This window comes from Streptomyces sp. NPDC048331, assembly GCF_043201215.1.
Classification (GTDB): Bacteria; Actinomycetota; Actinomycetes; order Streptomycetales; family Streptomycetaceae; genus Streptomyces.
Map to the genome: position 1 here is coordinate 184950 of NZ_JBICYT010000009.1, position 25947 is coordinate 210896.

The following is a 25947-nucleotide window of genomic DNA, read 5'->3' on the forward strand; positions in this document are numbered from 1 at the left end:
CCGCCGTCCTGTGTCAGGAGGACACGTGCAACGTGGCGAAATCTGGTGGGTGGAGTTCGACGAGCGGCGTCCGGTGGTGCTGCTGTCGGGAGACGAGGCGTCCGGGATCCGGGTGATGCAGGTCGTCGCTCGGGCGGGGGTCGACATCACCGGTCTGGGTGTCGAGGTGGCAGTAGGCGCCGTGGAAGGACTGCCCTTCGAAGGCGTGCTTCGGTTCGCGTTCCCGCGTCCGGGCTTCACCCCTTGCACGTGGCTGACCAACGTGTCCCGGGACGACCTGATCGAGCGTGCGGGCGCCCTGTCCTCCGCGAAACTCAGCGAGATCGAGAACGCCCTCCGTCTCGGTGAGCAGGCGAAGGAGTGGGCCCCGGTGAGCACCGCGAAGCTCAGCGAGATCAGGAACGCCCACCGTCTCGGTGGACTCGGGTAGGCGAAGAAGGAAACGGACGCCCGCGACGGCAGGGTGGGTCTCGTCCGGATGATCGACGCTGCCGGCTGTCTCCTCGGTGCCCCTCACGATCGCTCAGCGGTCGTAGCGGTCGTAGCGGTGGGTGTAGGGGGTGTTCGGGCAGGTGCGGCAGGCGAAGAAGTCCATGCCCCCGCCGCCCAGGTACATGTGGTGTCCGAAGGTGTCGAGGGCGGCGGGATCCGCCTCGGCCCTGGCCGGGGCTCCGCTCGTCCAGGGGCAGCCAACGGCCCGAACCCGGTTCGGTCGCGGTGACGCTGAGCAGGTGTTCCATGCGCGTGCCGCAGCCCGCGCAGTCGGGCCGGTCGCGCGGCTGGGTCCAGCTCGGATATCCGCCGACCTTGCTCTGCTGGGTGGTGGCCACCTCGAAGTAGCCGAATCCGCGTTCCTCCCGGAGGGCCTCGAAGCGCTCACCGAGCTGCTCGCCGAGTCCGTCCAGCAGGTCCCAGATCGGGTATTCCACGGCCGGTGTGGGGGACACCGTGCACGGGCGGGGTAGGTAGTCCTGCTCGGCGGTGTGCGGGCGGGGCGGCTTCCCGTCGGCGACGTCGGCGGCCGTCAGTGCCGTGTTGCGCCAGTGGAGGCGCGGGTTGGCCGCGTGCTGGTCGTCCTCGTGCACGAGCGGGCACCACAGGATCTGGAGCAGGTCGGTGCCGGTGGGGTAGACGAGGCCGGGCACGTCCCGTGCGTAGAGCTGGACCACGGGGACCATCGCGACCGGGTCGGGGCCGACAGGCGCGTCGAGCGGCTTGTAGTGGTCCGGTTCGGCGCACGTCGGCCAGGGCTCGTCGGCCGGCCACAGCAGGGGCCCGCCGATGGAGCTGTCGCCGGGGCCCGGTCGCCCGGCCCGGGGGTAGAGGAGCGTGGTGGTGCGCGCCGTGCCGGCAAGCTCCGGAAAGACCGCCTCGACATCGAAGGGGATCGGCGCCAACGGGCGCGGCCCAGCCGGGCGCCGCGAGGTGTCCTGCTGTATGTGCCCTGACGGCATGAGGTCTCCTGCTGCTGATGGTCGTACGCCGCCGACCGTAGCCTCCGCATCCGACAGCGGTTCCGTCCACGCCCCCGGCGGTCCGCATCCCGCCCGTGGGGCGACCTCTCCCTGAAGAACACAAGCACGGCCCGCCGCAAGCGTGAGCACGTCCGTGTCCGGCGGGTGTGACCTGGTGAGCCCACGGATGTACTCGGCACGGGTTCCGTCGTAGCCGATCACCGGGTGCTCCTGGGGACCGACAGGGCCCACGAACCCCAGATGCCTCATGTTGAGGCTGAAGGGGTGGTCGAGGTACGCCCTGATCAGCGGCTGAGCCCGGTAGGCGGAGAGCATCTCGTCTCCCCACCGGTCACCGGGGAACGCGTCGGGATCGTTCCACCAGCGGTCGACGAAGACCGCGAGGGCAATGGCCGGAGGGTGAAGGGCGGACAGGCTGTGCCACAGGTCCCAGGACGCGGCGACCGCGCACTCGTGGGCAAGGTTCGGCTGCGAGAAATCGAGCAGAGCACGCGGTCCTCCGGCGCAGACGCCCGGGACGCTGGGACGGGGCGAACCGTCGTATCCAGGGTCGTCGTGGATGAGTCCGGGATCGCCCATGTGTCCAGGGGCAACCGCGAAACCCATGCCGAAGCTGCCTCCGCTGATGCGGCGTGCGTCCCACATGCCACGGTCGACGGGGTTGTCAGCCGTGTCCAGGTAGAAGGGCGCGAGGGCCTCTCCAAGCGCCCCTTCGATATCGCCTGCGGCCTCGCCCGGCAGACACACCGTCACCCATACGCCGGCCATCCGCCCCTCCAAGCCACGTCGGCGAACAGCATGATCGCACGCGTGCGGAGACGCGCCACCAGCCAGGTCGCCCGCCTGCGCTGCGCACGTCGGCAGGAAGACGCAGACAGGAGCCGTGCACACACTCGGACCAGCCGCCGCAGCCGGCGCAACCGTCACTCAGGGTGCAAGCTCCACGGAAAGTGAGCCAGAACCCCATCTCAGCGACAGCATTCCCACGTCGCGAGAAGCGTTCTCGCCTCCGAGCAACCGACGTTCCCGCGACTGACCGTGGTCTTGGGCTCAGGCGGCGTGGCGGTTGCCGTTGTGGTCGCAGGGCAGGTCGGTGGTGGGGTGGTTGGTGGTGAAGTCGCGGTGGGCCTGGCGTTCGGTCTCGGTGATCGCGGTGGGGGTGATGTCGATGATGCCGCCGAAGGGGCGGTCGACGTCGCGGATGATGACCAGAGCCGTGGTCAGCAGGGCGGTGATGACGACGAGGGTGACGATCTGGCCGCGGTTGTTCTTGCGTGGCAGGCAGATGCCGAGGGCTGTGACGGTGATGACGAGGGTGGCGAGGAGGAACCAGAAGATGACGGGGGGAATGCTGGAGGTGGCCTGGGTGAGGCGTTCCTCGCGTTCGTCGGAGCGTTTGTTGTCGGCGGCGACGAGCATGCCGAAGACGGGCTGGCCGGCCAGGCCCTTGAAGGACTGGCGGACGTCGGTCGACCAGACGCTGGGTGCGGGTGAGCCGTTGCCATCGGCCATGGCGGGCCATTCCTGGGCGCGGACGGCGCGGGCGTAGCAGACGGCGGCGGCCTGGACGCGGGCGCGCTCGGCGGCGGGGGCGTACTCGGCGGTCTCGACGAGCTGGTCCAAGGCGCGGGCCTCGCCGCGCGAGGCGACTTCGGCTTTGCCGTAGGAGCCGTTGGCGGTGACCAGGACGAAGGACAGCAGCAGGACGGTCATGGTCAGCAGGGGGCCGACGAGGTCTTTGACGGCCATGCCCTCGTCGTCGGCCGAGTCGACCAGCCGTGGCCGCAGCCAGCGGTTGGCGGCGAGTCCCGCGAGCAGGGCCAGGAGGGCGACGACGATGACGAGAACCACAGGGGCCACCTTCAGTGAAGGGGTCGGATCCCGGCGGCCGACCGGGGCGAGAAGATCGTTTCCGTGCCGGGTGGCGGACGGAAGGACGGAATCGTTTGCTCGCCTCCCGACGAGGGACACCGCTTCCCCCACTCGGACCAGAGGCGGCCGCCGGTGAGGCGGTCCCGCTCCGCGATCACCTTCGGGGGGTGGTCGGGGTGAGGGCCGGACGGGCAAGCCGGTCCGGGAACGGCCGGTCGTCAGGTCGAGCACATCCGCTCGACCGGCGTGCGCTCCCGGCAGAACGGCAGTACGGCAGGCCCGAGGGCGCGGCGGCCTGCGCCTGCCGTCCCCTCCGGACCGCTACGGTGCGTCCGGACGCACCTCGAAGACGACGTGGTCTCCCGAGGGCTGAGGGATCGGAGAGCCCTCCGGCTGGTGGCCCGGAAGCCCCGTCCGCCGCCGGCGGTGGACCTCAGGAGCCCAGGAAGGAACGCAGTGCGTCGGCCACCGCCCGCGGATCCTCCAACTGCGGGTAGTGCCCGACCGCGGGCGGTCCTGCGAGTTCGACGACGCCGGCGCGCGGAAGCCTGGTGCGGATCCGCGCCAGCACATGAGCACCACTGATGGGATCGGCCGGTCCCCATACGAAGCGAGTCGGGCCGGGGTACTCCTCCAGGGAGGCTGTCCAGCGCTCGGCGTGGCGGCGGCGCTCGTCGATGTAGCGCAGCACCCGCGGCGCGCGCCGGTGCCCGCCCGCCCTTGACGCCGCCGCCCACAACTCCCGTACATCCGCGTCGCCGAGCTCCCGCCCCAGCACACCGCGCAGGGCGGCGCCGAACCGGCGGCGCGTGGTCAGTGGCGCGAGCAGCGGGCCGAGCGGGCCGTGCAGCAGGCGCTGGGTCAGCACCGGGCGGTGCAGGTCGGGGTAGAGCCCGCCGTTGAGCCAGGCCATGCGGGTGACCCGGGACGGATCCCGGGCCAGCAGCTCCTGCGCCACGCTGACACCGTAGTCGTGGGCCACCAGGGCGGTGCGTCCGATACCGCACAGCCGCCACACCTCCTCGACGAGCGTGGCCTGGTAGAGCACCGAGTAGGTGTGCCGGCGTGGTTTGTCGCTCTCCCCGAAGCCGAGGAAGTCCAGAGTGGTGACCCGCAGTCCGGCCGCGGTGAGGGAGGGGACGACGGCCGCCCAGTCGTGCGAGGAGGTGGGGAATCCGTGGAGCAGGGTCACCGGCACCCCGTCCGGGGGACCGTCCTGGCGTACGAAGACCCCGTGGCCGCCGATCGTGACGCGGGTGCCGCCCCGGGTCCACTCGTCCAGTGGTGGCAGGACCCGAGCGCTCTTCATTTTCCGACCTCCTCGGTGTGCAGGTGGCCGAGCCCCGAAAGCAGCACGCGCAGCCCGAACGCGAACTCCTCGGAGCCATCGGGGGAGTTGAGGAGGTCGGCGTGGCGGCGGACGACCGGGTGCGTCAGGGGGGAGAGGCCGGCGAACAGCTCCGCCATCGCCGCGCGCTGCGGGCCGGTCCGCGCCGCGCCACCGGTGTCGAGCACGGCGGAGCCGATCACGAAGTGGGTGACCGTGAGGTAGACGTGCACGGCCGTACGGGGGGCCCACCCCTGGGCCAGGAGCTGCCCGAGGGCGTGTTCACGTGCCCGCAGGGCGTTGGGGCCGAGCAGCTGACCGTTGGTCAGCGCCGGTACGAGGGCCGGGTGGGCGATCAGGACCCGGCGGAACTCCCGAGCCCCCTGCTCCAGACCGGCCCGCCAGTCCCCTTCGAGGGAAGGCAGCCTGATCTCGCCCAGCATGTGGTCCACCGTCTCGATCAGAAGCTCCTCCCGGCTCGCCACATGGCGGTACAGGGAGGTGTGGCGGACCTGGAGGTGCTCCCCGAGGCTGCGCATCGTGAGGGCGTCCAGCCCGTCGCGGTCGGCCAGTTCCAGCGCGCCCGCGGTGATCCGGGCGAGGGTCAGCCCGCCCGTGCGGGGGCGGCGCCGGTCGCGCTCGGCGTAGCGTGCCTGCCACCACGAGGCGGAACCGGGTGCCGCGGGACCTGGGGAGACGCCGGCGGGCGCGGGGTGGTCGGAGGCGGTTGCCATGTCGGTGCCCTACTCGAAGAGGTCGGGGTCGGTGCGGACGATCTCGTCCCAGAGGGGCTGGAAGGAGAACCAGCCGGCGAGCGGGAAGCCGGTCTGGTCACGGGTGTGCCGGGCGGCCTCGGGATCGATCAGCAGCGGAGTGCCGGCGGCCTGCGCCAGCAGCTGTGCCTGGGCGCTGCGCTCCATGGAGATGAACCACCAGGCCGCCTCTTCGACGGACTCGCCGACGGTGAAGATGCCGTGGTTCTGGTGGATGACCGCCTTGTGCGGGCCGAGGCCGGCGGCGAGTTGCCGGCCGGCCTCCTCGTCCACCACCACGGCACCGGCGCCGTCGCGGTGCACGGTGTGCTGTTCGTACAGGGCGCAGGCGTCCTGGGTGATCGGGTCCAGCAGGCGGCCGAGACTGGAAAAGGCCTTGCCGTGCACGGCGTGCGCGTGGGCGGCGGCGACCACGTCGGGACGGGCCGCGTGGATGGCGGAATGGATCACGAATCCCGCCCGGTTGACCGGGCGCCGGCCGTGGCGTACCTGGCCTTCGTGGTCGACCAGGAGCAGGTCGGAGACCCGGATGTGCCGGAAGGACATGCCGAACGGGTTGACCCAGAACATGTCCGGGTACTCGGGGTCGCGCACCGTGATGTGACCCGCCACGCCTTCGGAGAATCCGAACCGGCCGAAGATCCGGCAGGCTCCGGCGAGTCGCTGCTTGCGGTGCTCGCGCTCCTGGTCCGGGTCGTCGAACACCGGGGGCAGCGAAAGCTCCAGGTCCTCCTGACGCGGGACGAAGGCGCTGCCGCGGAGGCCGCAAACCGCACCGGCCGTTGCCGTGCCGCCCTCGGTCATGCGGTCGGCCGTCGGTTCCTCCATGTCGCCCTCTTCCCTTTGTGCGTCCATCGGACGCATATCATGCGTCCGATGGACGCATTGCGCAAGACCCGGGGGAGATGTTCAAGGAGGTCAAGGCAGCCTCGGTCGGTGGGCTCGAGCAACACGGAGGCAGCAGTCGCGGGAGCCGTGGCCGTCAGGCGCGGGTGACCCCCGTCGTGGCGGTCGCCCGAGCAGGCGGCTCGGCCGCGCACACGTCGTCCGCCTGGGAGCCGACGGTCACCTTCGGCGATTCCGCAACCGGTCCCCTCGACCCCGCGCCCGCCAAGCCCCGCCCCTGTGACCGTACGACGTGGGGGCGTGAGGACACCGCACCTGCACAGCACGCTACCTCCACCGTCAGGACACAGGAGGCTCGCCGGTGTCCGGCCCGGCCGAGCGCGCCGCTGGTTCTACAGTCCGTCACATGGATGCTCACGAGGACGAGTTCCTGCTGTGCGTGCGTGCCGCGTTGGCCGGGGCCGGTTTCGAGCCCTCCGGGCCCGGCGGGGACGGTGTGCATCTGATCCGCCATGCCCGGGGGGTGATGGTCGGATGGCGGCCGGTGGCGATCAGCCGTGAACCCGGCACCCTCCCCCCGGACCTGGACGATCCCGCCGTGCAGCCCGGTCTGCGGCACGCCTTCGGCCTCGCGGTGGTGGCGGCGCTGCGTACGGCCGGGTTCGTGGTCGAGACGCGCGACGACGAGGTCCTCGTCGTCGACCCCGGACATCCGGGCGAGGTGTAGGACGGCCGCGGCAGCCGGCCTACGACTGCGGCGGCGTTCCCGTACCTGGAGCCCAGGAAGCCCCGGCGAGCCCGAAGCTCTTGATCGACAAGACCTTCGGCCAAGGGACGCGGGGTGACAGCTCCCGCGTCCGCCGGTGCGTCGGCGGCGCCGGACCCCGGCGAAGAGGCCGGGCGGCGAACGCCGCTTCAAGGTCGGTGGCGGAGGCGGAGGCGGAGGCGGAGGCGGAGGCGGAGGGGGCGGGGTCCGGGCTGCGGGTGCGGGCGCGGGAGTTGGTCGTGCGGCTGGGCCTGGAAGCGGCTGGTGGAGCGGGGCCGGCCGGCCGATGAGCGGCCCGGCGTGTTCACGCCGAGGCGGGCCGCCGGGTGACGATTCGGCTCCGGTGGCGGGCGAGGCGGTGTCCCGTGAGCATGGTCATCGACCACAGGACGGCGGCATCGCCTCTTTCGGGCCGGGTCTCGCAGTCCCGGGCAAGGCGCGCGAGAGCATCAGCCGGCTCAGCGTCCTCTCCACGACCCACCTGCGGGGAAGCACCACGAACCGCTCGTGTCGTCGGTGCGATTGACGATCTGAAGGGTGAGTCGCCCTGGACGTCCCCGTGCCCCGTACTTCCTTTCGTACGACCGTCTCCGATGGTGCGACGCGAGGGGAGGAGGCCGGATTCCGGGGTGATGCGGACGTTCGGGTCCGTCAGACGAGGTGGATCGTGAAGCGCCTCTTGACCGTGGGGGTCGTCTGGATCGTGTCGGAGTGGACCCAGCCGCGAGCCTTCTTGTAGGCCCCGGTGCCGCCGGTGATCGCGTTGTCGAAGGGACCCTGGTCGAGGTAGTTGAAGTACATTCCCTGCACGGTGAGCTGGCCGCCCGGGAGGACGTAGGTCACGAGGCACTGCTCCGCTTCCACGTCACCCGGGTTGACGATGCCCCGGGTGGTGGTGCAGGTGCCGTGGGTCTCGCCGACCGGGTTGCCCGCCTCGTCGGTGAGGACCGAGCGGACGACGACTTGATCGCCCTGCGAGACCCTGCCGGTGGCGACGGGGAAGCGGGTCAGCTGCTGCACCTCGCCCAGGACTGTGATGGTCCGGGCCTTGTCCATGGCCTGGGCGGAACCGGTGTCCGTCGCGGCGGCCGCGACGGGGGTGCAGGCGAGCAGGGTGACCAGCGTGGCCGTGCCGAGGCAGGCGGCTCTGATGGGGCGCATCTGCGACTCCTGAGATCGATGTGGGGGGATGATCGGATGGCGAACTTTCATCCGATTCCGTTCGATATCCTTCATAACCTCGACTCCGCAGCGCCGCGGAGCACCCCGGCACGAACCACCGGCACATCCAGCCGGTCGGACCAAAGTCAGGTGGCAGAGTTCCGCACGAAGGCGAACGGCAGTTCCCGGCGATGCCGGGGGCCCGTTCAGGATGGTTCGCACGACGGGTGGCGCGGACGGACAACTCCGATGCACAGCTCCGCCCCGGCCGGTCAGGTGGCCCATGGAAGCCGTACGGCTTCGAGGTCCCCGTCGTCGAGGAGAGCTTCGATCAGCGCGGTCGGGCCGGCCACCTTGGTGGCCCAGAGGTCGTAGTCCGTGCACAGGACCCAGGACCGGTCCCGCGGCCAGAAGTTGGACGGGCTCCAGCCGTCCTCCTCAGGGTGGTCGTACAGCACGTGGGCATCCGCGAGCGCGCCGGTTCGGATGTGTAGGTTGTCGAAGTCTTCGGCTCCGTGCAGCAGCGGGCTGTAGTAGGCCAGGCAGCGGGTGTCGGGGCCTTGCCGGCTGTGCTCGGTGAGGATCGTGATCAGGCGGTTCCAGGCGGCCCGGTCCATGCTGCCTTCGCGTGGGACCTGGATTCCGACCGGCCAGGGGCGCGGCTCGATCGAGGGGAAAGAGCCGTGGCACGGCAGGCGCCCCTCCGGCACGGTCGGGTCACCGATCCGGCCCGCGAGAGTCGTCCATCGCAGTCGGCGCCAACGTGGTCCGCGGGGCTCACCGGGGACCGCGTCCATCACGTCTGCCGGGTCCAGACCTGGGACGATCTCGGGCCCGCCCCCCAGTAGTACGCGCCGCTCGTACTCGACGTAGGACATGCACGTCGGTCCGAGCTCGTGCTCATACATGGAGTGAAGCACCCAGACCGCGTCGGGCAGCGCCGGCGGCATGAACCCTGTCAGTCCGTCATCGCAGGTCAGGTCCCGCAACCAGTCGGCTTCCCCGCCCGTGGTGAGGCGCCACCGAGCGGTCGCCGGTGCGGCAGCTGTCTCGTGCATCCGCCCAGAGTCGCACCTGGCGTGACGGGCCTGCCCAACGGGGCCCGGACTGCCCGGCACACCCCGCTCAGAGCGAGCTCCACGGCCTTGCCCTCGATCCTCGTGATGGTCGTGGCAAACCGACGGGCACGGGCGGCCGGGGCGAGGGGTTCCACCCACCCGTCCGTGCCATGGACACCCGGCAGTCCGTGCCGGAACACCCAGCCTCTGCGGGCCTCTGCTCGGGACGGTCGGCGGCCAGGATGCGCGGGCCGTCTTCGTGGAACGGGGCCGGTGGTAGGGCGAGGCCGCCCCAGCGGTCCTGAAAGGCGGCGACCCGGTCGATCGTACGGTCACACCGCTCGCCGACCGGATCGGCGGCGGGTGGCCTCGTGCTCGTCCCGGCAGCCGGCAGTCGGCAGCCGTGGTCGGGGCGAGTCCCGGACCGCGTGCCCGTGGCCACCAGGCCGAGCGGTGGGGACCACCGCCTCGTAGGCTGCGACCATGACCCAGATATCGACGCCCCGTGATGCTTTCGACCTGCTCATGGCCGGTAACCGGCGCTTCGTCGCCGGAACCCCTGAGCACCCGAACCAGGACGCCACCCGCCGTACCGAGACCGCCCCGTCCCAGCAGCCCTTCGCGGTGCTGTTCGGCTGCTCCGACTCCCGGCTGGCCGCCGAGATCATCTTCGACCGCGGCCTGGGCGACCTGTTCGTGGTCCGCACCGCCGGACACGTCGCCGGCACCGAAGTCCTCGGCTCGATCGAGTTCGGAGTGAGCGTCCTGAACGCGCCGCTGGTCGTCGTCCTCGGCCATGACTCGTGCGGCGCCGTCGCCGCCGCCTGCTCGGCTCTCGAAAACGGACGGACACCGGGCGGCTTCGTCCGTGACGTCGTCGAGCGGGTGACCCCCAGCGTGCTGGCCGCCCGCGCCGCCGGACGCGAGAGCGCCGAGGAGATCCTGGCCGAGCACATCGAACACACCGTGGACCTGCTGCTGGAGCGCTCCCGCGTCCTGGCCGAGGCGGTGGCCGCCGGCCGGACCGCCGTGGTCGGGCTCTCCTACCGCCTGACCGACGGCAGCGCCCAGCTCATCGCCACCCGCGGCCTCGACGCAGCGGTCCTCACCGCGTCCTGACCCGGCCGGCCGTGTCCGCGTAGACGGGAGCTCGGGGCCCCGCAGTCCGGAGCAGCCGGTTGGCGATCGCCGGCCCCGGACCCCCTCCGCCGGCAGGGACGCGACGATGAGGTCGCACCCCTGTTGGTCGAGCTCACGCAGGAACCCGTACCCGTACAGCCCCCGTGCGTAGGCCGCCGACGATTGCGGCAGCGTCACCACGGCATGTGCTTCGACCGTCGCTCCGGCGAGGGGCGGAGCAAGAAGGACACCGACCCGGTGCCCCTCCTCCCGGCGAGCTCGGCTCCGGCGACGACCTTCTCCGGCTCGACGAGAACGCCCCGCGCCCGCGGTGCGTAGCGGGAGGGATGCCGGCCGGGCATCCCGAGTGCGGGGGAGGGGTCACCATCCCTGGGCGACGACTCGCCCCACCGTCGATATCGTCACGGAATGTGTTCATCTGTTACGGAGAGTGCGTGATGGGGTAGATGTGAGGTCCCCAACCCCCTGGAGAGCACGATGTCCGATTCTGCCCGGCGGCCGGTGCGGCCCGAGGTCACCCTGTTCAGCGGCAGCGGTCACACGGGTGACAGCTGTGTCCTGCCGATGGACGGCTCCACCTACTCCCTGAAGGCGACCGGTCTGAAAAGGATCGCCTCGGTCAGGGTCGACTGGCCGGACCGCGGCATGGGGAAGCCGGTCGTCCGCCTGTATTCCGAGGTTCCCACCCAGCATCAGGACTTCGCAGCCGGCCAGGGGTCCGCCTTCAAGGACTTCACCGCCGACACCGCCGACACCGGCAAGTGGGCCGGCGCGAAGTGGGTCAAGGGCTACGCCGACGACGGGAGGGAGAGGGCGCGCACCAGCTTCTCCGGTCACCGGCGGACCGTCCTGGACATCCTCGCCGACTCCACCACCATGCCCGACTTCAGCCGGCCGAGTGCGGGCCGCGGCCTGCTCGGCTGACCCCTGCGAACAAGGTGCCGCCCCGGGCCGGGAGGGGGCCGTGCACCGCACCCGCACGTGTTCCCACGGTGGCCGATTCCGTCGGCATCGGCTCCGACGACGTCGCATGTTCGCCCGTCAACTCGTCGGGGTGTCCTCCCGGCACAGCGGGTCCGGGTCGAGGACACGGTCTCCTCGGAATCCGGCGGCGGCCTGGTTCGGCCGAGCCTTTCGGGGCAGGCGCGCGTGCGACGGTGGCGGGGCCCGTGGGATCGGAGGCGCGCGCTCCGAGGAGATGACGTGGAGGGATTGTTGCTATGACCGAGAATGTGTGGGGTTGCCGCGAGACGTCCGGCCGTACGGTCGGAGGCGACCTGACGGGTTACAAGGTCGAGGCGGCCGACGGCTCCATCGGGAAGGTCGACAAGCACTCCGACGAGGTCGGCTCGTCGTACGTCGTGGTCGACACCGGCCCGTGGATCTTCGGCAAGGAGGTCCTCCTGCCGGCGGGCACGATCGACCGTGTCGACGTGCAGGAGGAGAAGATCTACGTCGGCTGGACCAAGGAGCAGATCAAGGCGGCTCCGGAGTTCGAGAAGGACAAGCACCTCGGCGACGAGGAGTATCACCGTCAGGTCGGCGGCTACTACGGCGACCTGTCGAACCGCCTCTGAGACCAGCCCTGTGAAACCAGTGCCGTTCGGGCGGCGTAGGTGTGGGGCGGCAGCCACCGGGCTGCCACCCCACACGCATGCCCACACCTGGTCACTGCGGCGAGCGGCCCGCCGCCCATCCCGCAACGGCGCCGGCCGACACCTCCGACCGGCTCCCCTGCCGCGCTCCGTCGCGGCGGTCCCGGCCGGCCGCGGTCCTGGGGTGTGGCGCGGGTACCGACCCGGATCACCCCGCTGCACCACGGCGCCGAGCGCGCGGATGCCAGGGAGCTCCCCGTGCAGGAGGCCCGGACCGGGCTGGGCCCGCGCCGCAGCCGCGTGGCCTTGCTGTCCTTCGAGAAGGTGATGGACCGGGTGGAGGCGGATCAGCGGTCCGCCGAGGACGTCCGAGCTCCCCCCGGATCCGCGCGCTGGTCACCGACATCGCCGGCCGACCCGGACGAGCCACGAGCACCGGGGAGCGAGACCGGGCCCGGTGAGAATGACGCCGCACTCCGGTCTCTGACCAGGTGCCGCCGGCCGGTGGACGCCCGCACACGACTCTGCCCGATCAACTCGTCCAGGTCTTGATCCGCGCGGCGACCTCACGCACCGGGAGCCCGTCCCGGGCGGCGCGGGCCAAGGGCAGGACGCTGTCCAGTCCAGGACTTACCTGAAGCCCGCACGCCGAGAGGTAGGCCGCGGTCACCGTGGCCGCGAAGAGGAGGTTCCTCACCTCCAGGCTGGGATTCCTCGCCAGCTCGCACAGCAGCGCTGCCGCCTTGTGGTGAGGCTCGGGATATACCTCGTGGTCCAGGACTTCCGCCCGGTGACGTGCTTCCGCCGCGACCGGGACGCCGTAGTCCACGACCAGGGGATCGCCCGGAATCTGCTGCGCCACTGCCAAGATCCAGGCGAGATCGATGCGGAGATTCACGCGGCGTCCCTCGGAGCGTGCTCCTCGAGCCCTTGGGGAAGCCCGGGGTACCGGTCCTCACCCAGCTCTGCCTCGAACTCGTCCGCGTACGCGGCCAGGAACGCCGCGGCGCCGGCCATGAAGGCGGCGCGCGACTCGTTCACATCGGCCTCGATCAGATCGGCCACATAGCCCTGCAAGGTCATGCCGCGGCGCTTGGCTCGCTCCTCGGCGGCTGCCTTGACAGCTTCGTCCAGCCGGATGTTCGTCTGCTTCGCCATATCCACACTGTAGCTACCTCGTGGTACCAGGACATAGCACAAGGGGAGGCCGACCGGGACCCGGGAGCGGAGGACGGGATCGTCCCGGGGCCGAAAGGACGGACGCGCCGGGAGGGCCAACATGATCGACCTTGAGGAGCGCGCGTCACCGCGTGTTCAATCCGGACGTGCGGCCCCTCGTCGGCGAGGCGTACCGCTCCTATGTCTCCGGCTCGGCACGCGGCGCGATCGTCCGGACGTGGACAGCTGTCTGCGCCGTCCGCATCGCCAAGGCCCAGGCCCTCCACGAAGAGGCGAGAGGGCAGTGCGGAGTCCGAAGCGATCCCCGTCAGGCTTGCCCGGGAGAAGACGCTGCTCGACACGGCGGAGAAGCTCGAGCTGATCGACGGGGCCTGCGAGCTGCTCTGCGTACCCGAGCGGGCCGGGGCCGCCCTGCAGCAAGCCGTCGGGGTCGTGCGGACGCAGGAGCGGTGACCGGGCAGGCCGAGCCGCCGTCCGTCACCCGGCGGTGCCGGCCGCGGTCTGCTCCGCCGCCCTGCGCCGCAGCACGTCCTCCACGCGGGCACGCCACAGCCTCAGCGGCTCCGGCATGCCGATGCCCGTGAGGGGCGTGCCGGCCGGGGCTCCCTCGTGGCCCCGGCCCGCCTTCTGGTTCCGCTCGTACAGGGTCACCAGGTGCGCCAGCCGGGGCATGTCCCGGCGCAGCCGGTCGGCCCATCCGGGGGTGAGGAAACCGTGGTTGACGACGAACCGGCCGTCGTCACGTGCCGTCGTCACGTACATGAGGTGGCCGTCCGGCGACCAGAAGTACCGGATGTGAGGGTCCCGGCTCCAGCCTGGCGGCGACGGGTGCCGGGACAGTGCCTCGTGACGGGCCGTCGCCTGCTCGTGGGCCATCCATGACCGCACCCGTCCCGCGTCCTCGTACTCCTCCTCGGTGAGCGGAGCCCCGAACTCCCAGAGCCTGGGCAGCATGTCCAGCTGGGTGACCTCCTGGAGGTACTGGGCCCGGGCCGGATCGTCCCCCCGGCGGCCGGCGGCCTCCGCGTCGTGCCGGCAGCTCTCCAGCTGCCGCTCCTGGTCGAACTGCAACAGGGCTGCCCAGTTGAGCTGTTCCGCAGCGGACATACGTGCCTTTCCCCCCCCGGGCCGCTCGAACCGGGCCCTCGGCCGGCAGCCGCCGATCGGCGGCCCGTACCCACCGGATGATCCTCCGCCCGGAGAGTCGGCGCCAGATGGCCCGGTTGCCGGCAGCCGGCGAAGCTGCACGGCGGTCACGCTTCTGACCCGGGGTGGTGTGGTTCGGGTGAGCGGGTTCGGCGATGGCCGGCTCACCGAATCGTCTGAAGGAGCTGCGAGGGCCGGCCGAGGAGGCGCGGGCGCAGGGCCTGCCGGTCTACAGGGGGTAGTCGGGCGACTGGCGCGGCCGGACAGGCAGCTCAGGATGTCGTCGGGGCCTTGGCTGGAACGTGCCCCCCAGCACGGTGAAGCCGAGCCGGTTTGCCGACGCTCCCGGCGGCCGGAGTCGGGTCTTGGGGTCGGATGACGCCCCCCACGAGGTGTTCCGGGAGGTGCTGCTGCCTGGCGGAAGCCGGCCGCGGGGCTCCGAGGATGCTCGTGATCTTGTCCCGCAGAGTATCGATGCTGAAGGGATCGGCGATCAGGTGCATACCTTCGGGGGGAGAGAGGCACCACGACGGAGGCGGAGGCGGGGACGGGACGGGGACCGAAACGGACGCGGGGCGGGGTGCGTCCGGGGCGACGGGCGCTGCCGCCGCTCCCGTCCCCCCGGCAGCCGACCGGACCGCGTCCGGCGGCACCGCCTCCACGCCGCCCGCCGAGCTCCCCGGGACCGGAGACGACCCCGGCCTGTGGCTGCTCGGCGGCGTGGGAGTGCTGCCGGCCACCGGTACGGGCACGCCGAACCGCCGAACCGGCGAGGGCAACGGCGCGACGAAGCGTCGCGGGCCGGGGACGGCGTCCGGACAGGCGTGCCGCTCAGCCGCACGCGGGCGCGCTGCGGCAGGTCAGCTCACGCTCATCCCCCGCTCCGGCCACTCACCCCGCTCCGTGTACAGCGCGTTGAGCTTCCGCGACGCCTTCAGGAAGGTGTAGTCGACCAGTTCGTCCTGGACCGTCGAGGTGCAGGACGCCTTGTCCATGGTCAGCCGTCGCTCGAAACGCTCCGGGTCGTCACCGAATTCGTACTCCACCAGATCTTCGGTCTCCGAGACCTTCCGGAAATACACGATCGCGGCCATTTACCATTCCCCTTCGATGTCTTCGCGCTTGTCCTGCGGTCCGGATTCCTGCCAGTTGTGCGTCTCGTTCGCGACCCGGTGCGCCTCCTGGTAGGTGGAGCCCGGATGCTCGCGGAGGTACGTGAGCTCGGCCAGCTCGTGTTCCAGAAGCAGCCGGTCCTCCGGCAGTCCGTTTCCCGAGCGCAACCGGATCCAGGCGTCCGCGATCTCCGCATCCGCGTCGAACTTCCGCATCACGACACCTCCCGTTTCGTAGTCCACGATGGGATGTTCCGTGTCGAACACGTGCTTCTTCACCGCGGCGATCTCCTCCGGGGTGAATCCGGTGGAGCCGTTGTCCCGGGCCAGCCCCTGCGTGTGACCGCTGATCGAGTCGATGTCCCGGTCGCTCTTCATGAAGTCCGCGTACGCGTCCTCCGCCCACTTGGTCTGGGCCGGGTCGTCGAGGAGCTGCCGGGGCCGCCTCCTGCCACCGGTCAGCCATTCATCAGCGTGCCGCAGACCCGTACCGGCGGCTCCCTCCAGCCCTTCCCGCAGGGCGAGTCTCGTCCCCGCCCGGGCACCGCCCAGGCCCTTGGTCCCGAGGAGATCCGGTACGAACCGGCCCAGGCCCTCGCTGAAGTCGCCCTTCAGGGTCTCGATCAGCCCGGCGGGGATGCGTTCCGGGTGGGCGGCCGTGGAGACCAGACCGGCCAGGGTCATGTTGAGGTTCTGCTGGTACTCGGCCGGGTGGGTCAGGTTGTACGGGTCCATCGGGTTCAGGCCGCGCGCGAAGTTGAGCAGGCCTGCCGTGCCCTTGACCACGCCGCCGACGAAGTGGTTGAGCTCCACCGCCTGGCCGGCGAAGTGGTCGGATATCCCGGCCAGGGCCCGGTCCGTCGCCGAGGGCTCCTTCGGGGCGTGTTCCAGGGCCGCGTCCAGTGCCTTGGCCGCGTTCGCCGCGGCCTCGTCACGCTGCTTGCGCGCCTCGTTCAGGATCTCGTGGGCCCGCGTCCCGTCGGCCTTGCCCACGTCGACCGGCTTCTGGGGCACCGGTCCGGGGTTCTTGCCGGCCTCGGCCGCCGCGGTGTACGCGTGGGCCTTGGTGGCGTAGTCCTCGTGGGCCTCCTTGGCGGCCTTCACCGCCGCCTTGTACAGGTCGATGGCCTGCTGCGCCTGCTTCTGCGCCCACTCCACCGTCTCCGCGTACCGGTTCAGCGCGCGCGCCGCCGCCTCGCAGGCGTCGGAGGCGTGCAGCCAGTCCTTGGGATGCATCGCGAACTTCGTGCGGAACGCGTCGGCGGCCTGCCCCTTCCAGTGGCCCGAGTCCAGTGCCCGCATGCCCTGGCCGACCCGGTCGAAGGCCCCCTGGAAGTCGGTCAGGTGCTTCGCCGACTCCCGGATCTTCGCCGGCTTGCCGTGGACCAGCTCGTTCGCCTGCTCGCTCTGGCCGAGTTGCTGCTCGCCGACCGAAGCACCGAGGTCCGAGGCGACGTCGTCGCCCCAGTCCTCGACCTTGTCCGCCCAGTCGTCCGCCCCGACGTACTCCAGCCCCGCGCCGATCCCGTCGGTGGCCTTGTCGACGCCCTGCCCGACGACCTTCTTCGCGCCCTCCCAGCCGTCGTCCAGCTTCTCCAGACCCTTGTCCAGAAGACCGCCCCAGTCCGGCATCAGCGCTCACCGCCCGAGGGCTGCGGCTGCGGCTGCGGCGCCGGACCGACCCAGTCGTCGACCGCCGCGTCCACCTCGTCCCGCAGCCCGGCGGCGTCGATGATCTGGTTGCTGAGGAGGATGTCCGAGCTGTTCACGTCCCGCACGGCGCCCTTCCAGGCCTCCTTGCTGTTCTCCCGCGCCCGGTCGAAGGACTCGTCGCTGTAGTCCGCGTCCCGGACCTGCGTGTAGACGTTGTCGGAGAGGACTCCGCCCCAGTCCTTGTCGATGATCTCCTGCTCCGACGCGTACGGATTGCCCATCGCGGAGTTCGTCAGCACCTTGAAGCTGCCCTGAATGTACTGGTCCTGCTCGTGCATCACACCCGCCGACAGACCGACGTCGAACGCGAACTGGTTGCCCTGCTGCACCAGCGCGCGCACACCCCACTCCCAGCGCTCGCAGAACGTCTTCATCGACGCCGTCAGGCCCTCGTTCCCGCTCTCCATCCCCGACAGCGTCAGATCCGAGAAGCCCCGGCCCATGCTGGCCGAACCGACCATCCCGAGCTCTTTCAGCTCGCCCAGCGTGTCCGTGATGCCCTGCGCTATCTGTGCCAGCGCCTGCTTCGAGACATCGATGTCCGCCCCGTCCCCGCTCACGCCTTCTCCCTCCGTCCGTCCCCGTCGAGCGCGGCACCGTCCGGCACCAGCCCCCGCATCGGCGGGAAGACGATCCCGTCCGGCCCCGCCGCGTCCAGCGCCACCCCGCACGGGAAATCCAGCGCCGGGATCACCTCGTCCAGCAGCCGTTCCCCGACGATCCGCCGGTACGGCCACTCCCGCTCCGCCTCACCGCGCGCGTCGGCGAACCGGGCCAGCGTCTCCAGGCCCGAGAACGCGCAGATCCAGTCCAGCCCGCCCAGCTCCGCCGTCCACAGACCGCCGCGTTCGTCCAAGGGCACCAGCACGACGCGGCTGCGGAAGTCCGCCAGCCGCTCCAGTACCGCCTCACGGGCCGCGGCCGCGTCCACCGGGGCGGGTTCGGGCTCAGGCACCCGCGCGACCGGCTCCGCCGGCGCCCCCGAGTTCACCCGTGCCGTCGCGGCGGCCCGCAGCTGCCGCCACTCCTCGTCGAAACCCACCCCAAGGCCTTCCCGCCGACACGAAGCCGCACTTCACGGCCCGTTGCAGTCGAACGTGATTCTGCCTGAGGCGCTGACGTGCACCAACTTCACCATCCGCAAGGCGCGGGACGGTACGGCGTCGGGGCGAAGCACGGCTCGGCCTTGTCGCGGGCTGCCCACCTGCGGATTCTCCCGTTGAGGTGGGCGGATAGGTCGTCAGGGATCACGTAGAACGGGGCGCCGTCCAACCAGCTCCAAGCCGTGGTGGTACGTGACCGCGGCCCGGGGCCTCCCCACGGACATAGCCCGCGCCGGCTCTCCGTCGTCCACGTGGCCAACCGGCTCCCCCGGCGGCTGTCCGTCTCACGCATCGTCCGGTTCGGTTGAACCACAAGGGCACAGCGGCAACGGCTGCAAGGCCGCCGCCCCCCGAACCCTTCAGCAGGGGTTCAGCCTTCGCGATCGGGCGTGCAGGGACACCGGGACCCTCCTCTCCACACGCCGCAGCGGCGGGAGCTGTCGGCACATCCGCAGGCCAGGACACCGACGCGGTCAGGGGCAGCTCATGAGTACGGGTACTCATGTGCGGGGCTGCCGGCGCTGCCTATTTTCAGAGGATGCCCACAGATTCGACACCACCACAGCCCACCGTGGGGAAGCACGGCTGGTGCTGCTGCCTGCTGCCCGCCGTTCTACCCGTTGTCTGGCTGCTTGCCGCCGCTCTTCTGCCAGGAGAGGTGGGCGAGGCTGTGGGGTGGGCACCGATCTGGCTGGTGGCCGTGCTGTGGAACGGCGAAAGCGGCCAGGGGGGCATCAGCCACCTACTCGGCTAGCGACGCTCGACGGACGCGCCCCCTATACACCCCAGTTCGGCGTTGCCGTCCCCCCGCGCCACGGCGCCGGCGCAGAAGGCGTGGCGCTGTCCCTGCCCGTCGCCCAGCCAGGCATGGCCGGCCCGGCCGGGTCAGGTCAGGAAGCGCTCCACGGCCTGGCGGGCGCGGGTGCTGGATGCCGCGGCGTCGGTCAGGGCGCGAGCCAGGGCGTCGATCCACTCGTCGAGGTCCACCTGGCGGCGCGAGAGCACGATGCCCCGTACCTCGTGGCAGACCTCCCCGGCCACTTCGCCCCGTTCGATCCGCAGCGAGAGCCGCCGCTCACCGAGCACGATGTCCAGCCCCGTGACCGTGCCCTCGCGCCCGGAGAGGCGTTCCGCGAGGGAGCGTCTGCGTTCGACGCGGACGGTGCCGGGCGGCAGCGATTCCGAGAGGGTCACCGAGAGCACGGCGACGTAGAGGCTCAGCTCCGCTCTGTCCCGGCGCAGGGTGGCGGCCAGCAGTTCCGCGTCCATCTCAGGCATCGAGACCCAGCACCAAGGACGGCCGGTCGATGACGTGGTCCTCGCGCAGCGGGCGCACTGCCGTCCCGATGGCGAAGAACTCCGTGGTGTGCGCTCCCCAGTGGTGGGAGTGCTGCCGCAATCGAACCGCCACGATCCCCTCGGCCTCCAGGGCCTGCGCCTCCGCCTGCATCCGGCTCATCGCCAGCTCACGGGCGTTGTACAGGGCCTGGGTGAACGGTTCGATCTCGACGTTGCGCCCGGTGTTCCCCATGACCTGGGTGAAGCGCTGGTGCGCCACGTGGTAGACGCACGACCCCATGACCAGGTCCAGCGGTGCGTACCCGGCGCGTATCAGGGTCCAGAACTCCTGGCCGGAGAGGTCGGAGGTGAACGGCCTGCCCTTGTTGTTGCGCCAGCTCCCGCCCGGTCCCGGGTCGGCGCCGTCGGCCTTGACGGCCGTGCCGACCGCGATGAATTCGGCGATGTCCGAGCCGAACTCCTTGAACTCGATGTCGAGGCGTACCCCGACGATCCCGTCCGCCCCCAGGGCGTGCGCCTCCGCCTCCATCCGGCCCATCGCCAGCTCGCGCGCCTCGTACATGGCCTGGGAGAGTCTGGTCAGCTCCTGGTTCTTCGACCACCGGCCGAGCTGGATGCCCACGTGGTAGACGGAGGAACCGAGGACCAGCCCGAGCGGGCGGAAGCCGGCCTCGCGCACCAGCAGGAACTCGTTGACCGTGAGGTCCGAGGTGAAGAGCGACCCCTTCTCGCCCGGCTGGAGTTGGGCGAGCCGCCGCATCGCGTCCTCGGGGATGCCGTCCGCGGCCTGCCGTGCGGTCGTCCCGTCCGGTTCCCGCCCCGTTCGCTCGCTCATGTCAGTACTCGCGCTCCAGTCTCATGATGGTCAGTGGTCCGGGCCCGGCGGGCCGCTCGGTGCGGCCGAATCGGGCGAGGGAAGTGCCGACGAGGACCGCCTCCGCGACGAGGTCGCGGCCGTATCCGAAGGAAGGGCATTCGTGCTCTCGCACCACCAGCCGCATCTCGTCCACCACCACCCCGTCGCCGCCGTGCCGGGCCGCGTCGCGGGCCAGCTCCTCGTGCGCCGTGCGGCGGGCGTGGCCGACCAACTGGGTGTAGCCGTCGATCTCCTGGTTCCCGGCGGTCCAGGTGGTCCGGCGGTTGGTACGCCAGTCGTCGTGCCGGGTTTCGACGGCGATGCCGAGGACGAGTCCGGTGGGGACCCATCCGCGGTGCAGCAGTTTGGCGAAGTCCTGGCCGGTGAGGTGCGAGGTGAAGGGCGCCCGCGGCCGGACGCGTGAGCGGGCCCGGACCGCGGTACCCCGTGCGGTGAACTCGACCTTTTCCGAGTCGAGTTCGTCCACCCGGAGTTCCACGCCGACGATCCCGTCCCCGCCGAGCGCACGGCAGTCGGCCACCGCGCGGCTCAGCGCCAGCCGGCGCGCCGTGTACAAGGACCGCATCAGGTGGGAGAAGGACGAGTCCCACGCCGTGACGGGCCTCGTCCTCTTGCCTTCCTCGACGGACCAGGCGCCCGGGCAGCCCCAGACGCCGGTGTAGCCGAAAGAGAAGACGGTCGTGCCGAGGACCTGCCCGACCGGATCGAATCCGGCTTCCCGGACCGCCGCGAACTCCCCCGCCGACAGGGCGGAGTCCCAGCCGCCGCCGACACGGAACCCCACCGCCCCGGGCGCCCCTTGCGGTCCGGCGTCTCGTCGCTGTGTCATCGGCCCCCGCCGCGTATCCGCCCCCAGGGCCGACGCGCCCATCGCGCCGCCCCTGGGCAGCGTATGCCATCACTTCGGAGGCCGGAGCGCGAGAGCTCGGCGTTCCGCAAGCCCCGTTCGGGGCGCGGAGGCGCTCCGGCCGGGCGGCAGCCGTGGGGCGGGCGAGCGGTAGTCCGGGGAGGAGGCACCCCTGAAGGCCGGCGCGCCACGCGGGTGATCCCGCCCCGCCCAGGCGGGCGTGCTTCGTGCTTCGTGCTTCCGACAGTGCTTCCCGCATGCGCCCCGCCGCACGGGATCAATCAGGCTGTCCTCGCGCGGCGCGGGCCCGCGCCGCGACCGCGTGCAGCAGCGCCTCAGCTGCGCGGTCTCGGTCGCCGAGCTCACGGAAGACCGCGGCGGCGTCGGTGAGGTGGTCGGCGGCCTCATCGAAGTGGCCGAGCTCGGACAGCGTGCGCCCGAGGTTCTTCAGCACGATGCCCTCGCCCTCGTGGTCGCCGAGTGCGCGGCAGATCCGTAACTCGCGGGTTCCGACGTCGATGGCGTCGGTCAGCCTGCCTGTTGCGACGAGGGCGCCGCCAAGGTTGTTCAGCGTCGAGGCCTCGTGGTTGCGGTCGCCCGTCTCCCCGAAGAGGGTGGCGGCGGTGGTGAAGTGGTCGACGGCGTCGGAGAATCTCCGCTCCTGGTACCGGAGCAGGCCGAGGTCGGTCAGCGCCATGGCCTCGCCGTGGCGGTCGTCCGTCTCCTGGCAGACGGCGATCGCGTCGGTGAGTGTCCTGGCGGCCTCCTCCGCCCGACCTGACTCGACCAGGACGGAGCCGAGACTGCGCAACGTCGTGCCCTCGCCCTGGCGGTCGCCGGCGTGGCGCAAAGCGGCGAGGGCATCGGTGTATGCCGTGACGGCCTCGTCCGGTCGGCCCAACCTGGCCAGGGCGACCCCCAGGTTGCTCAGAGCCATGCCCAGGCTGCCGCGGGCACCCATGGTGCGGAAGAGGGCCACGATTTCCGTGAGGGTGTGTACGGCATGCTCCGGCTGGCCCGCGTCCACTGCGAGGGCCGCCATGCTACCCATCGTCTGGGTCTGGCCGAACAGATCGTCGGTCTCGCTGAAGAGGGCGAGGGCGCGGTGGAAGGTCTCGGCCGCTTCGGGGAATCTCTCCAGGCGCATCAGAGCGCTGCCCAGGTTGTGCAACGTCATGGCCTCGTGGCGGCGGTCGCCGGCATCCCGGCAGATGTCGACGACCTCCCGGAAGATGTCGGCGGCCCGTTCGAGGTCGCGTACCGAGACGAGGGCCGCGCCAAGGGTGTTCAGGGCGTCGCCCTCGCCCAGGCGGTCGCCGGCCTGGCGGAAGACGGCGGCGGCCGCGGTACTCAGGCGGATGGAGTCGGTGAAGTGGCCGAAATGGGTGAAGTACGTGGCGAGGGCCTGGGCGAGGCCGGTGGCGGCCGGGTGATGTGCGGGGGCGGCGAGGGCGGCCGCGACGAGGTTGCCCCGCTCGGCGTCCAGCCACATCCGCGCCTGGTTCCGGTCGGTGAAGGTCCCCGAGGCGGGCCTGGTCTGCTCGGGCCACAGGTGGGAGTCGGCCTCCTGAGCGGTGGCGAGGTAGTGATGGAGCAGGCCCGACACCGCCGCCGCCCGGTCATCGCCTGCTGCCTCCCTCTGGCCGAGGTCGTCGGCGAAGAGGCGGACGAGGTCGTGCATCGCCCAGCGCTCCGGCCCTGTGGTGGCGGGCTCCAGGAGGTGGATCCTGGTCAGGCCGACCAGGAGACGCCGGGCGTGGGTGGCGGTCCTGCCGAGGAGGGCGACGGCCGCGGTGGTCGACACGTCCGGCCCGGGCGCCGCGGCCAGTAGGCGCAGTGCGCGCTGCTGCGGCTCGGCCAGGTGCTGGTAGGACAGTTCCAGCGATGCCCGCACGGCCAGGGGACGGCCTTCGTCGTCGTCCCCGTCGTAGGTGAGCAGGTCCAGGCGGTCCCGGGCGTCCTGCAGTTCGTCGGCCTGGTCTGCCAGGCACCGGACGGGGTCGTCCCTCAGCAGGGCACCGATGATCTTCAGCGCCAGGGGCAGGTGCCCGCACAGCCGCGCCAGCCGCAGGGCGTCATCGCGCTGCCCGGCGACGCGCGCGTCGCGCAGCGTCCGGTCCAGAAGGTCGACGGCGTCGGCCGGGCTCAGCGGGGAGACGTCGACGCGGCGGGCGGGCAGCGAGGACAGGGTGTGCCGCGAGGTGACCAGGGCCCGGTGCGGCGCTGCGGGCAGGAGGGCACCGATCTGCCCGGGTTCGCGGACGTTGTCCAGAACGACGAGGAGCGGACGGCCCTGTGCGGCCTGGGTGTTCAGGTGAAGGCGCCAGGCATCCAGCTTCGCATCGGTGTCCGGCAGATCCTTCACCTTCACGCCGAGTGCTCGCAGGAACCGGTCCGCGACCGCGCCCACCTCCACCTGCGGCCCGTTGCTGTAGCCGCGCAAGTCGGCGAAGAGGATCCCGCCCGGGAACCACCCTCGCTCCCGGGCGTGATGAGCGGCGTGCACAGCCAGGGCCGTCTTACCGACGCCTCCCATCCCCGCTACCGCCGATACCACCACCGCAGCCGCTGCGGCGTCGCCCGGACCGCCACCGGGGCCACCGTCCGGGTCCAGCAGTTCCAGGATCAGGTCCAGTTCGGCCGCACGGCCGGTGAATCCCGCCGGGTCCGGGGGCAGCGTCACAGCACCGGGTGACGGGCCCGGCGACGTGGCCCGCGTCGTGGGCCGGCCGCCGCGTGCGGCCTCGCGCTCCTGGCGGGCCGCCGCCAGTAGTTGTTGCCACCGTCCCTCGGGCCGCTGTGCGTATCCGCTCCCCGCGCGCGCCGCTTCCCGCTGGAGGAAGTCGACGAGTGCCATCACGTACCGGTCGTAGTCCCTGCTCGGCACGGTGCGCCCGTTGAGCCAGTCGTGGATGGTCGACGCGGAGATCTTCACCGGCGGGGTCTGCTGAGTTCCGAGGCGCACCAGGCTCTTGAGCGTCGGGTCTCCCGCGCTCTTGTACACCGCCGCGAGCTCCGCCCAGAACCGCTGCGCCCGCTCCTCCACCGTCACCCTCCCAACTCCCCGTAAAAACGGTGAGATGTCAGCCCACCTCAGCCCATCAGGCTCTTCACGGCCGCACAGGCCTCCACAGCGCTCGGAAACCTCGCCGGAAACCCCCCGGAAGAGCGGTACTGGGCGCCGCAGACGGGCCGCACCGGGCGACCCGCTACGTGGCGAAGGAGAACTGTCATGGCCGACACCGACACCGACACCCCGAACCCGTCCCCCCGTACCCGCCGCCGGCTCGCCGTAGGCCTACGACTCCTCGCGCTGGCCGCCGTGAGCGGCGCCGCCGAGGCCGTCGTCACCTGGCTCCTCAGGTGAACCGGTCTCGGGGCCGCGGCGGATGGGCGGACACCACGGTAGCGCTCGTTCGACTCCGTCGCCCCCGTTACCGTCCCAACGCGCAACGCCTACCGACCGGGCCGAGCGGGGAAGGCGCTCAGGTCCGGCGTGTCCCCCGGTAGTCCGGTCGACGACCGGTGCCGACCGCCCACCCGCCCGCGCGGCCGATGGCGATGCGGCTGGGGTCGGCGGGGAGGTCGGCATGGTCGGCGAGGTCGGCCGGCAGCCGGCGGGCGCCGGGTGTACCGAGGACGACGTCCTGGACGCGGAGGCGGAAGCCGTCGAGGCCGAGGATGTCCCGGGCGGTGGCGGCGGGTTCGCGGAGCCGGTCGTGGACGTCTTCGATCCGGTCGACGGCGGGCGGAACGGGGGAGCCGTCCGGGCCCGCGGGCAGGTGCAGGTGGCCGAACGAGGTCAGACGGATGATGGCGTTCCCCGGCAGTTCCGGGTTCTGCAGCGACATCATGCGCGTTCCCCTCGAGGGGAGGTAGCCAGGTCTAGGCGCCTCCCGGCGGAGACGCGAAGGAAGGAAGGAAGGAAGGAAGGCCGTGTCGTGACCGTGCACGGCAGTTGCGAACCGTCCCACGTCGGCAGGAAGAACTCGTCACGACGAAGTCGGGCCGCTCGCCCGCTCGCGACGCCCTTTTGCCGCGGTGTGCCGTTCGAGGCCGCCGAGGATGAGCGCGAGGCCCGCCTCGAATGCCTCTTCGTGATCCAGTACGGGGACGTCGTCCGGCAGGTCTTCACCGTGCGGCGAGTCAGCGTCCGCCTGCTCCTCCAGCACGCAGCCGACGGTGAAGCGGCCGGCCGCCAGCATCGCCATCTGAGCGTCCCGCTCGGGCACCCCGGAACGGACCAGGAAGGCCATCTTGCTGCGGATCCGGTCGAGGTCCGCGATCGGGGTGCTGCCGGCGTGCAGTCGGGCGCCGTCACGTCGCGTCAGGAGCGTGCGGCGGAAGCTGCGGGCGTTCTCCAGGAACCACTCGCGCCAGTCAGCCCCGGGGGAGGGCAGCGGCGCGTCGGCGTGCGGGGCCATGGCCACCTCGGCCATGGCCGCCAGGAGGTCCTTCTTGGTCTTGAAGTGGTAGTAGAGCGACGGCTGCTCGACGCCGAGGCGCTTGGCCAGCCGTCGAGTGCTGACGGTTTCCAGGCCCACCTCGTCCAGCAGATCCAACGCCTCTGTGACGACGGTTTCGCGGTTCATCTTGGTCACGTTGACATTCTATCGGTGATAGATGACTCTGAGGAGGAATCAATCACCGATAGATTT

Annotated in this window: 26 protein-coding genes and 1 pseudogene; 6 read left to right on the forward strand and 21 right to left on the reverse strand. The window is 71.3% G+C overall.

Going from position 1 to position 25947, the window contains the following annotated elements:
* The first annotated feature begins 25 nt into the window (after window positions 1-25).
* Complete coding sequence (locus tag ACGFYY_RS16185; protein ID WP_393709861.1) at window positions 26-430, forward strand: type II toxin-antitoxin system PemK/MazF family toxin; 405 nt, start codon at window positions 26-28, stop codon at window positions 428-430.
* On the opposite strand, the gene ACGFYY_RS16190 is transcribed toward ACGFYY_RS16185, so the two are convergent.
* The 5 genes from ACGFYY_RS16190 to ACGFYY_RS16210 form a co-directional block, all read right to left on the reverse strand.
* On the reverse strand, window positions 396-2243 hold the full coding sequence (locus ACGFYY_RS16190; protein WP_393709863.1) for a hypothetical protein: 1848 nt from the start codon (window positions 2241-2243) through the stop codon (window positions 396-398). The genes ACGFYY_RS16185 and ACGFYY_RS16190 overlap by 35 nt on opposite strands.
* A 282-nt stretch (window positions 2244-2525) precedes the next feature.
* Entirely contained in the window at window positions 2526-3326 is an 801-nt protein-coding gene (locus tag ACGFYY_RS16195) for a hypothetical protein (protein WP_393709865.1), read from the reverse strand.
* A gap of 454 nt (window positions 3327-3780) precedes the next feature.
* Window positions 3781-4656, reverse strand: coding sequence for an alpha/beta fold hydrolase (locus ACGFYY_RS16200; RefSeq protein WP_393709867.1), 876 nt, complete (start codon window positions 4654-4656; stop codon window positions 3781-3783).
* Entirely contained in the window at window positions 4653-5408 is a 756-nt protein-coding gene (locus ACGFYY_RS16205; protein WP_393709869.1) for a TetR/AcrR family transcriptional regulator C-terminal domain-containing protein, read from the reverse strand. Before ACGFYY_RS16205 ends, ACGFYY_RS16200 begins: the two co-directional genes overlap by 4 nt.
* 9 nt (window positions 5409-5417) lie before the next feature.
* Window positions 5418-6275, reverse strand: a complete 858-nt coding sequence (locus ACGFYY_RS16210; protein ID WP_393709871.1) for a class II aldolase/adducin family protein — start codon at window positions 6273-6275, stop codon at window positions 5418-5420.
* Window positions 6276-6699: 424 nt separating this feature from the next.
* Here ACGFYY_RS16210 and ACGFYY_RS16215 point away from each other — a divergent pair, with 424 nt between their 5' ends.
* Complete coding sequence (locus ACGFYY_RS16215; RefSeq protein ID WP_393709873.1) at window positions 6700-7020, forward strand: hypothetical protein; 321 nt, start codon at window positions 6700-6702, stop codon at window positions 7018-7020.
* Window positions 7021-7710: 690 nt separating this feature from the next.
* Here the strand turns inward: ACGFYY_RS16215 and ACGFYY_RS16220 are convergent.
* Together ACGFYY_RS16220 and ACGFYY_RS16225 are read right to left on the reverse strand one after the other, a co-directional pair.
* A complete protein-coding gene (locus ACGFYY_RS16220; RefSeq protein WP_393709875.1) occupies window positions 7711-8220 on the reverse strand; it encodes a hypothetical protein in 510 nt (169 codons plus the stop codon).
* A gap of 272 nt (window positions 8221-8492) precedes the next feature.
* Window positions 8493-9278: a hypothetical protein gene (locus ACGFYY_RS16225; protein WP_393709877.1), complete on the reverse strand. Its 786-nt coding sequence runs from the start codon at window positions 9276-9278 to the stop codon at window positions 8493-8495.
* A 483-nt stretch (window positions 9279-9761) separates the two neighbouring features.
* Here ACGFYY_RS16225 and ACGFYY_RS16230 point away from each other — a divergent pair, with 483 nt between their 5' ends.
* Window positions 9762-10397: a carbonic anhydrase gene (locus tag ACGFYY_RS16230; RefSeq protein WP_365270448.1), complete on the forward strand. Its 636-nt coding sequence runs from the start codon at window positions 9762-9764 to the stop codon at window positions 10395-10397.
* Here the strand turns inward: ACGFYY_RS16230 and ACGFYY_RS16235 are convergent.
* Window positions 10384-10759: pseudogene (locus ACGFYY_RS16235) on the reverse strand (Sua5 family C-terminal domain-containing protein); the annotation flags it as partial. The gene ACGFYY_RS16230 and the pseudogene ACGFYY_RS16235 overlap by 14 nt on opposite strands.
* A 136-nt stretch (window positions 10760-10895) precedes the next feature.
* Here ACGFYY_RS16235 and ACGFYY_RS16240 point away from each other — a divergent pair.
* Window positions 10896-11342, forward strand: a complete 447-nt coding sequence (locus ACGFYY_RS16240; RefSeq protein ID WP_393709879.1) for a hypothetical protein — start codon at window positions 10896-10898, stop codon at window positions 11340-11342.
* 296 nt (window positions 11343-11638) lie between these two features.
* Window positions 11639-11995 (forward strand): PRC-barrel domain containing protein, encoded by a 357-nt coding sequence (locus ACGFYY_RS16245; RefSeq protein WP_393709881.1) that lies wholly within the window; start codon window positions 11639-11641, stop codon window positions 11993-11995.
* A gap of 550 nt (window positions 11996-12545) precedes the next feature.
* Here the strand turns inward: ACGFYY_RS16245 and ACGFYY_RS16250 are convergent.
* The 11 genes from ACGFYY_RS16250 to ACGFYY_RS16300 all read right to left on the reverse strand — a co-directional run bounded on the left by ACGFYY_RS16250 (window position 12546) and on the right by ACGFYY_RS16300 (window position 24341).
* The gene (locus ACGFYY_RS16250) at window positions 12546-12911 is read right to left on the reverse strand and encodes a hypothetical protein (RefSeq protein ID WP_393709883.1); all 366 of its coding nucleotides are present in this window, start codon (window positions 12909-12911) and stop codon (window positions 12546-12548) included.
* A complete protein-coding gene (locus tag ACGFYY_RS16255) occupies window positions 12908-13171 on the reverse strand; it encodes a hypothetical protein (protein WP_365270436.1) in 264 nt (87 codons plus the stop codon). The genes ACGFYY_RS16250 and ACGFYY_RS16255 overlap by 4 nt, the downstream gene beginning before the upstream one ends.
* A 498-nt stretch (window positions 13172-13669) precedes the next feature.
* On the reverse strand, window positions 13670-14299 hold the full coding sequence (locus tag ACGFYY_RS16260; RefSeq protein WP_393709885.1) for a hypothetical protein: 630 nt from the start codon (window positions 14297-14299) through the stop codon (window positions 13670-13672).
* A gap of 899 nt (window positions 14300-15198) precedes the next feature.
* Window positions 15199-15432: a hypothetical protein gene (locus tag ACGFYY_RS16265; RefSeq protein ID WP_393709887.1), complete on the reverse strand. Its 234-nt coding sequence runs from the start codon at window positions 15430-15432 to the stop codon at window positions 15199-15201.
* Window positions 15433-17082 carry a putative T7SS-secreted protein gene (locus ACGFYY_RS16270; protein ID WP_365270424.1) on the reverse strand — a complete coding sequence of 550 codons (1650 nt, stop codon included), beginning with the start codon at window positions 17080-17082 and terminating at the stop codon, window positions 15433-15435. It abuts the gene before it with no gap.
* The gene (locus tag ACGFYY_RS16275) at window positions 17082-17723 is read right to left on the reverse strand and encodes a hypothetical protein (RefSeq protein ID WP_365270421.1); all 642 of its coding nucleotides are present in this window, start codon (window positions 17721-17723) and stop codon (window positions 17082-17084) included. Before ACGFYY_RS16275 ends, ACGFYY_RS16270 begins: the two co-directional genes overlap by 1 nt.
* Window positions 17720-18205 (reverse strand): hypothetical protein, encoded by a 486-nt coding sequence (locus tag ACGFYY_RS16280; protein ID WP_393709890.1) that lies wholly within the window; start codon window positions 18203-18205, stop codon window positions 17720-17722. The genes ACGFYY_RS16275 and ACGFYY_RS16280 overlap by 4 nt, the downstream gene beginning before the upstream one ends.
* A 946-nt stretch (window positions 18206-19151) precedes the next feature.
* Window positions 19152-19544, reverse strand: coding sequence for a hypothetical protein (locus ACGFYY_RS16285; RefSeq protein WP_393709892.1), 393 nt, complete (start codon window positions 19542-19544; stop codon window positions 19152-19154).
* Complete coding sequence (locus tag ACGFYY_RS16290) at window positions 19537-20400, reverse strand: heavy metal-binding domain-containing protein (protein WP_393709894.1); 864 nt, start codon at window positions 20398-20400, stop codon at window positions 19537-19539. The genes ACGFYY_RS16285 and ACGFYY_RS16290 overlap by 8 nt, the downstream gene beginning before the upstream one ends.
* 1 nt (window position 20401) lies before the next feature.
* A complete protein-coding gene (locus tag ACGFYY_RS16295; RefSeq protein ID WP_393709896.1) occupies window positions 20402-21226 on the reverse strand; it encodes a heavy metal-binding domain-containing protein in 825 nt (274 codons plus the stop codon).
* A 340-nt stretch (window positions 21227-21566) separates the two neighbouring features.
* The gene (locus tag ACGFYY_RS16300; protein ID WP_393709898.1) at window positions 21567-24341 is read right to left on the reverse strand and encodes a tetratricopeptide repeat protein; all 2775 of its coding nucleotides are present in this window, start codon (window positions 24339-24341) and stop codon (window positions 21567-21569) included.
* A 180-nt stretch (window positions 24342-24521) separates the two neighbouring features.
* Here ACGFYY_RS16300 and ACGFYY_RS16305 point away from each other — a divergent pair, with 180 nt between their 5' ends.
* Complete coding sequence (locus ACGFYY_RS16305; protein ID WP_393709900.1) at window positions 24522-24656, forward strand: hypothetical protein; 135 nt, start codon at window positions 24522-24524, stop codon at window positions 24654-24656.
* A 118-nt stretch (window positions 24657-24774) separates the two neighbouring features.
* Here the strand turns inward: ACGFYY_RS16305 and ACGFYY_RS16310 are convergent, their stop codons facing one another.
* A complete protein-coding gene (locus ACGFYY_RS16310; protein WP_393709902.1) occupies window positions 24775-25143 on the reverse strand; it encodes a hypothetical protein in 369 nt (122 codons plus the stop codon).
* A 138-nt stretch (window positions 25144-25281) separates the two neighbouring features.
* Window positions 25282-25881 (reverse strand): TetR/AcrR family transcriptional regulator C-terminal domain-containing protein, encoded by a 600-nt coding sequence (locus ACGFYY_RS16315; RefSeq protein WP_393709969.1) that lies wholly within the window; start codon window positions 25879-25881, stop codon window positions 25282-25284.
* Between the last annotated feature and the right edge of the window lie 66 nt (window positions 25882-25947).

Coding starts and splice junctions, on each gene's coding strand:
- ACGFYY_RS16220 (WP_393709875.1), bottom strand. CDS start 8,220: ATGCGCCCCATCAGAGCCGCCTGCCTCGGCACGGCCACGCTGGTCACC.
- ACGFYY_RS16265 (WP_393709887.1), bottom strand. CDS start 15,432: ATGGCCGCGATCGTGTATTTCCGGAAGGTCTCGGAGACCGAAGATCTG.
- ACGFYY_RS16210 (WP_393709871.1), bottom strand. CDS start 6,275: ATGGAGGAACCGACGGCCGACCGCATGACCGAGGGCGGCACGGCAACG.
- ACGFYY_RS16230 (WP_365270448.1), top strand. CDS start 9,762: ATGACCCAGATATCGACGCCCCGTGATGCTTTCGACCTGCTCATGGCC.
- ACGFYY_RS16200 (WP_393709867.1), bottom strand. CDS start 4,656: ATGAAGAGCGCTCGGGTCCTGCCACCACTGGACGAGTGGACCCGGGGC.
- ACGFYY_RS16245 (WP_393709881.1), top strand. CDS start 11,639: ATGACCGAGAATGTGTGGGGTTGCCGCGAGACGTCCGGCCGTACGGTC.
- ACGFYY_RS16310 (WP_393709902.1), bottom strand. CDS start 25,143: ATGATGTCGCTGCAGAACCCGGAACTGCCGGGGAACGCCATCATCCGT.
- ACGFYY_RS16285 (WP_393709892.1), bottom strand. CDS start 19,544: ATGCCTGAGATGGACGCGGAACTGCTGGCCGCCACCCTGCGCCGGGAC.
- ACGFYY_RS16255 (WP_365270436.1), bottom strand. CDS start 13,171: ATGGCGAAGCAGACGAACATCCGGCTGGACGAAGCTGTCAAGGCAGCC.
- ACGFYY_RS16225 (WP_393709877.1), bottom strand. CDS start 9,278: ATGCACGAGACAGCTGCCGCACCGGCGACCGCTCGGTGGCGCCTCACC.
- ACGFYY_RS16215 (WP_393709873.1), top strand. CDS start 6,700: ATGGATGCTCACGAGGACGAGTTCCTGCTGTGCGTGCGTGCCGCGTTG.
- ACGFYY_RS16270 (WP_365270424.1), bottom strand. CDS start 17,082: ATGCCGGACTGGGGCGGTCTTCTGGACAAGGGTCTGGAGAAGCTGGAC.
- ACGFYY_RS16315 (WP_393709969.1), bottom strand. CDS start 25,881: ATGAACCGCGAAACCGTCGTCACAGAGGCGTTGGATCTGCTGGACGAG.
- ACGFYY_RS16290 (WP_393709894.1), bottom strand. CDS start 20,400: ATGAGCGAGCGAACGGGGCGGGAACCGGACGGGACGACCGCACGGCAG.
- ACGFYY_RS16260 (WP_393709885.1), bottom strand. CDS start 14,299: ATGTCCGCTGCGGAACAGCTCAACTGGGCAGCCCTGTTGCAGTTCGAC.
- ACGFYY_RS16240 (WP_393709879.1), top strand. CDS start 10,896: ATGTCCGATTCTGCCCGGCGGCCGGTGCGGCCCGAGGTCACCCTGTTC.
- ACGFYY_RS16190 (WP_393709863.1), bottom strand. CDS start 2,243: ATGGCCGGCGTATGGGTGACGGTGTGTCTGCCGGGCGAGGCCGCAGGC.
- ACGFYY_RS16205 (WP_393709869.1), bottom strand. CDS start 5,408: ATGGCAACCGCCTCCGACCACCCCGCGCCCGCCGGCGTCTCCCCAGGT.
- ACGFYY_RS16305 (WP_393709900.1), top strand. CDS start 24,522: ATGGCCGACACCGACACCGACACCCCGAACCCGTCCCCCCGTACCCGC.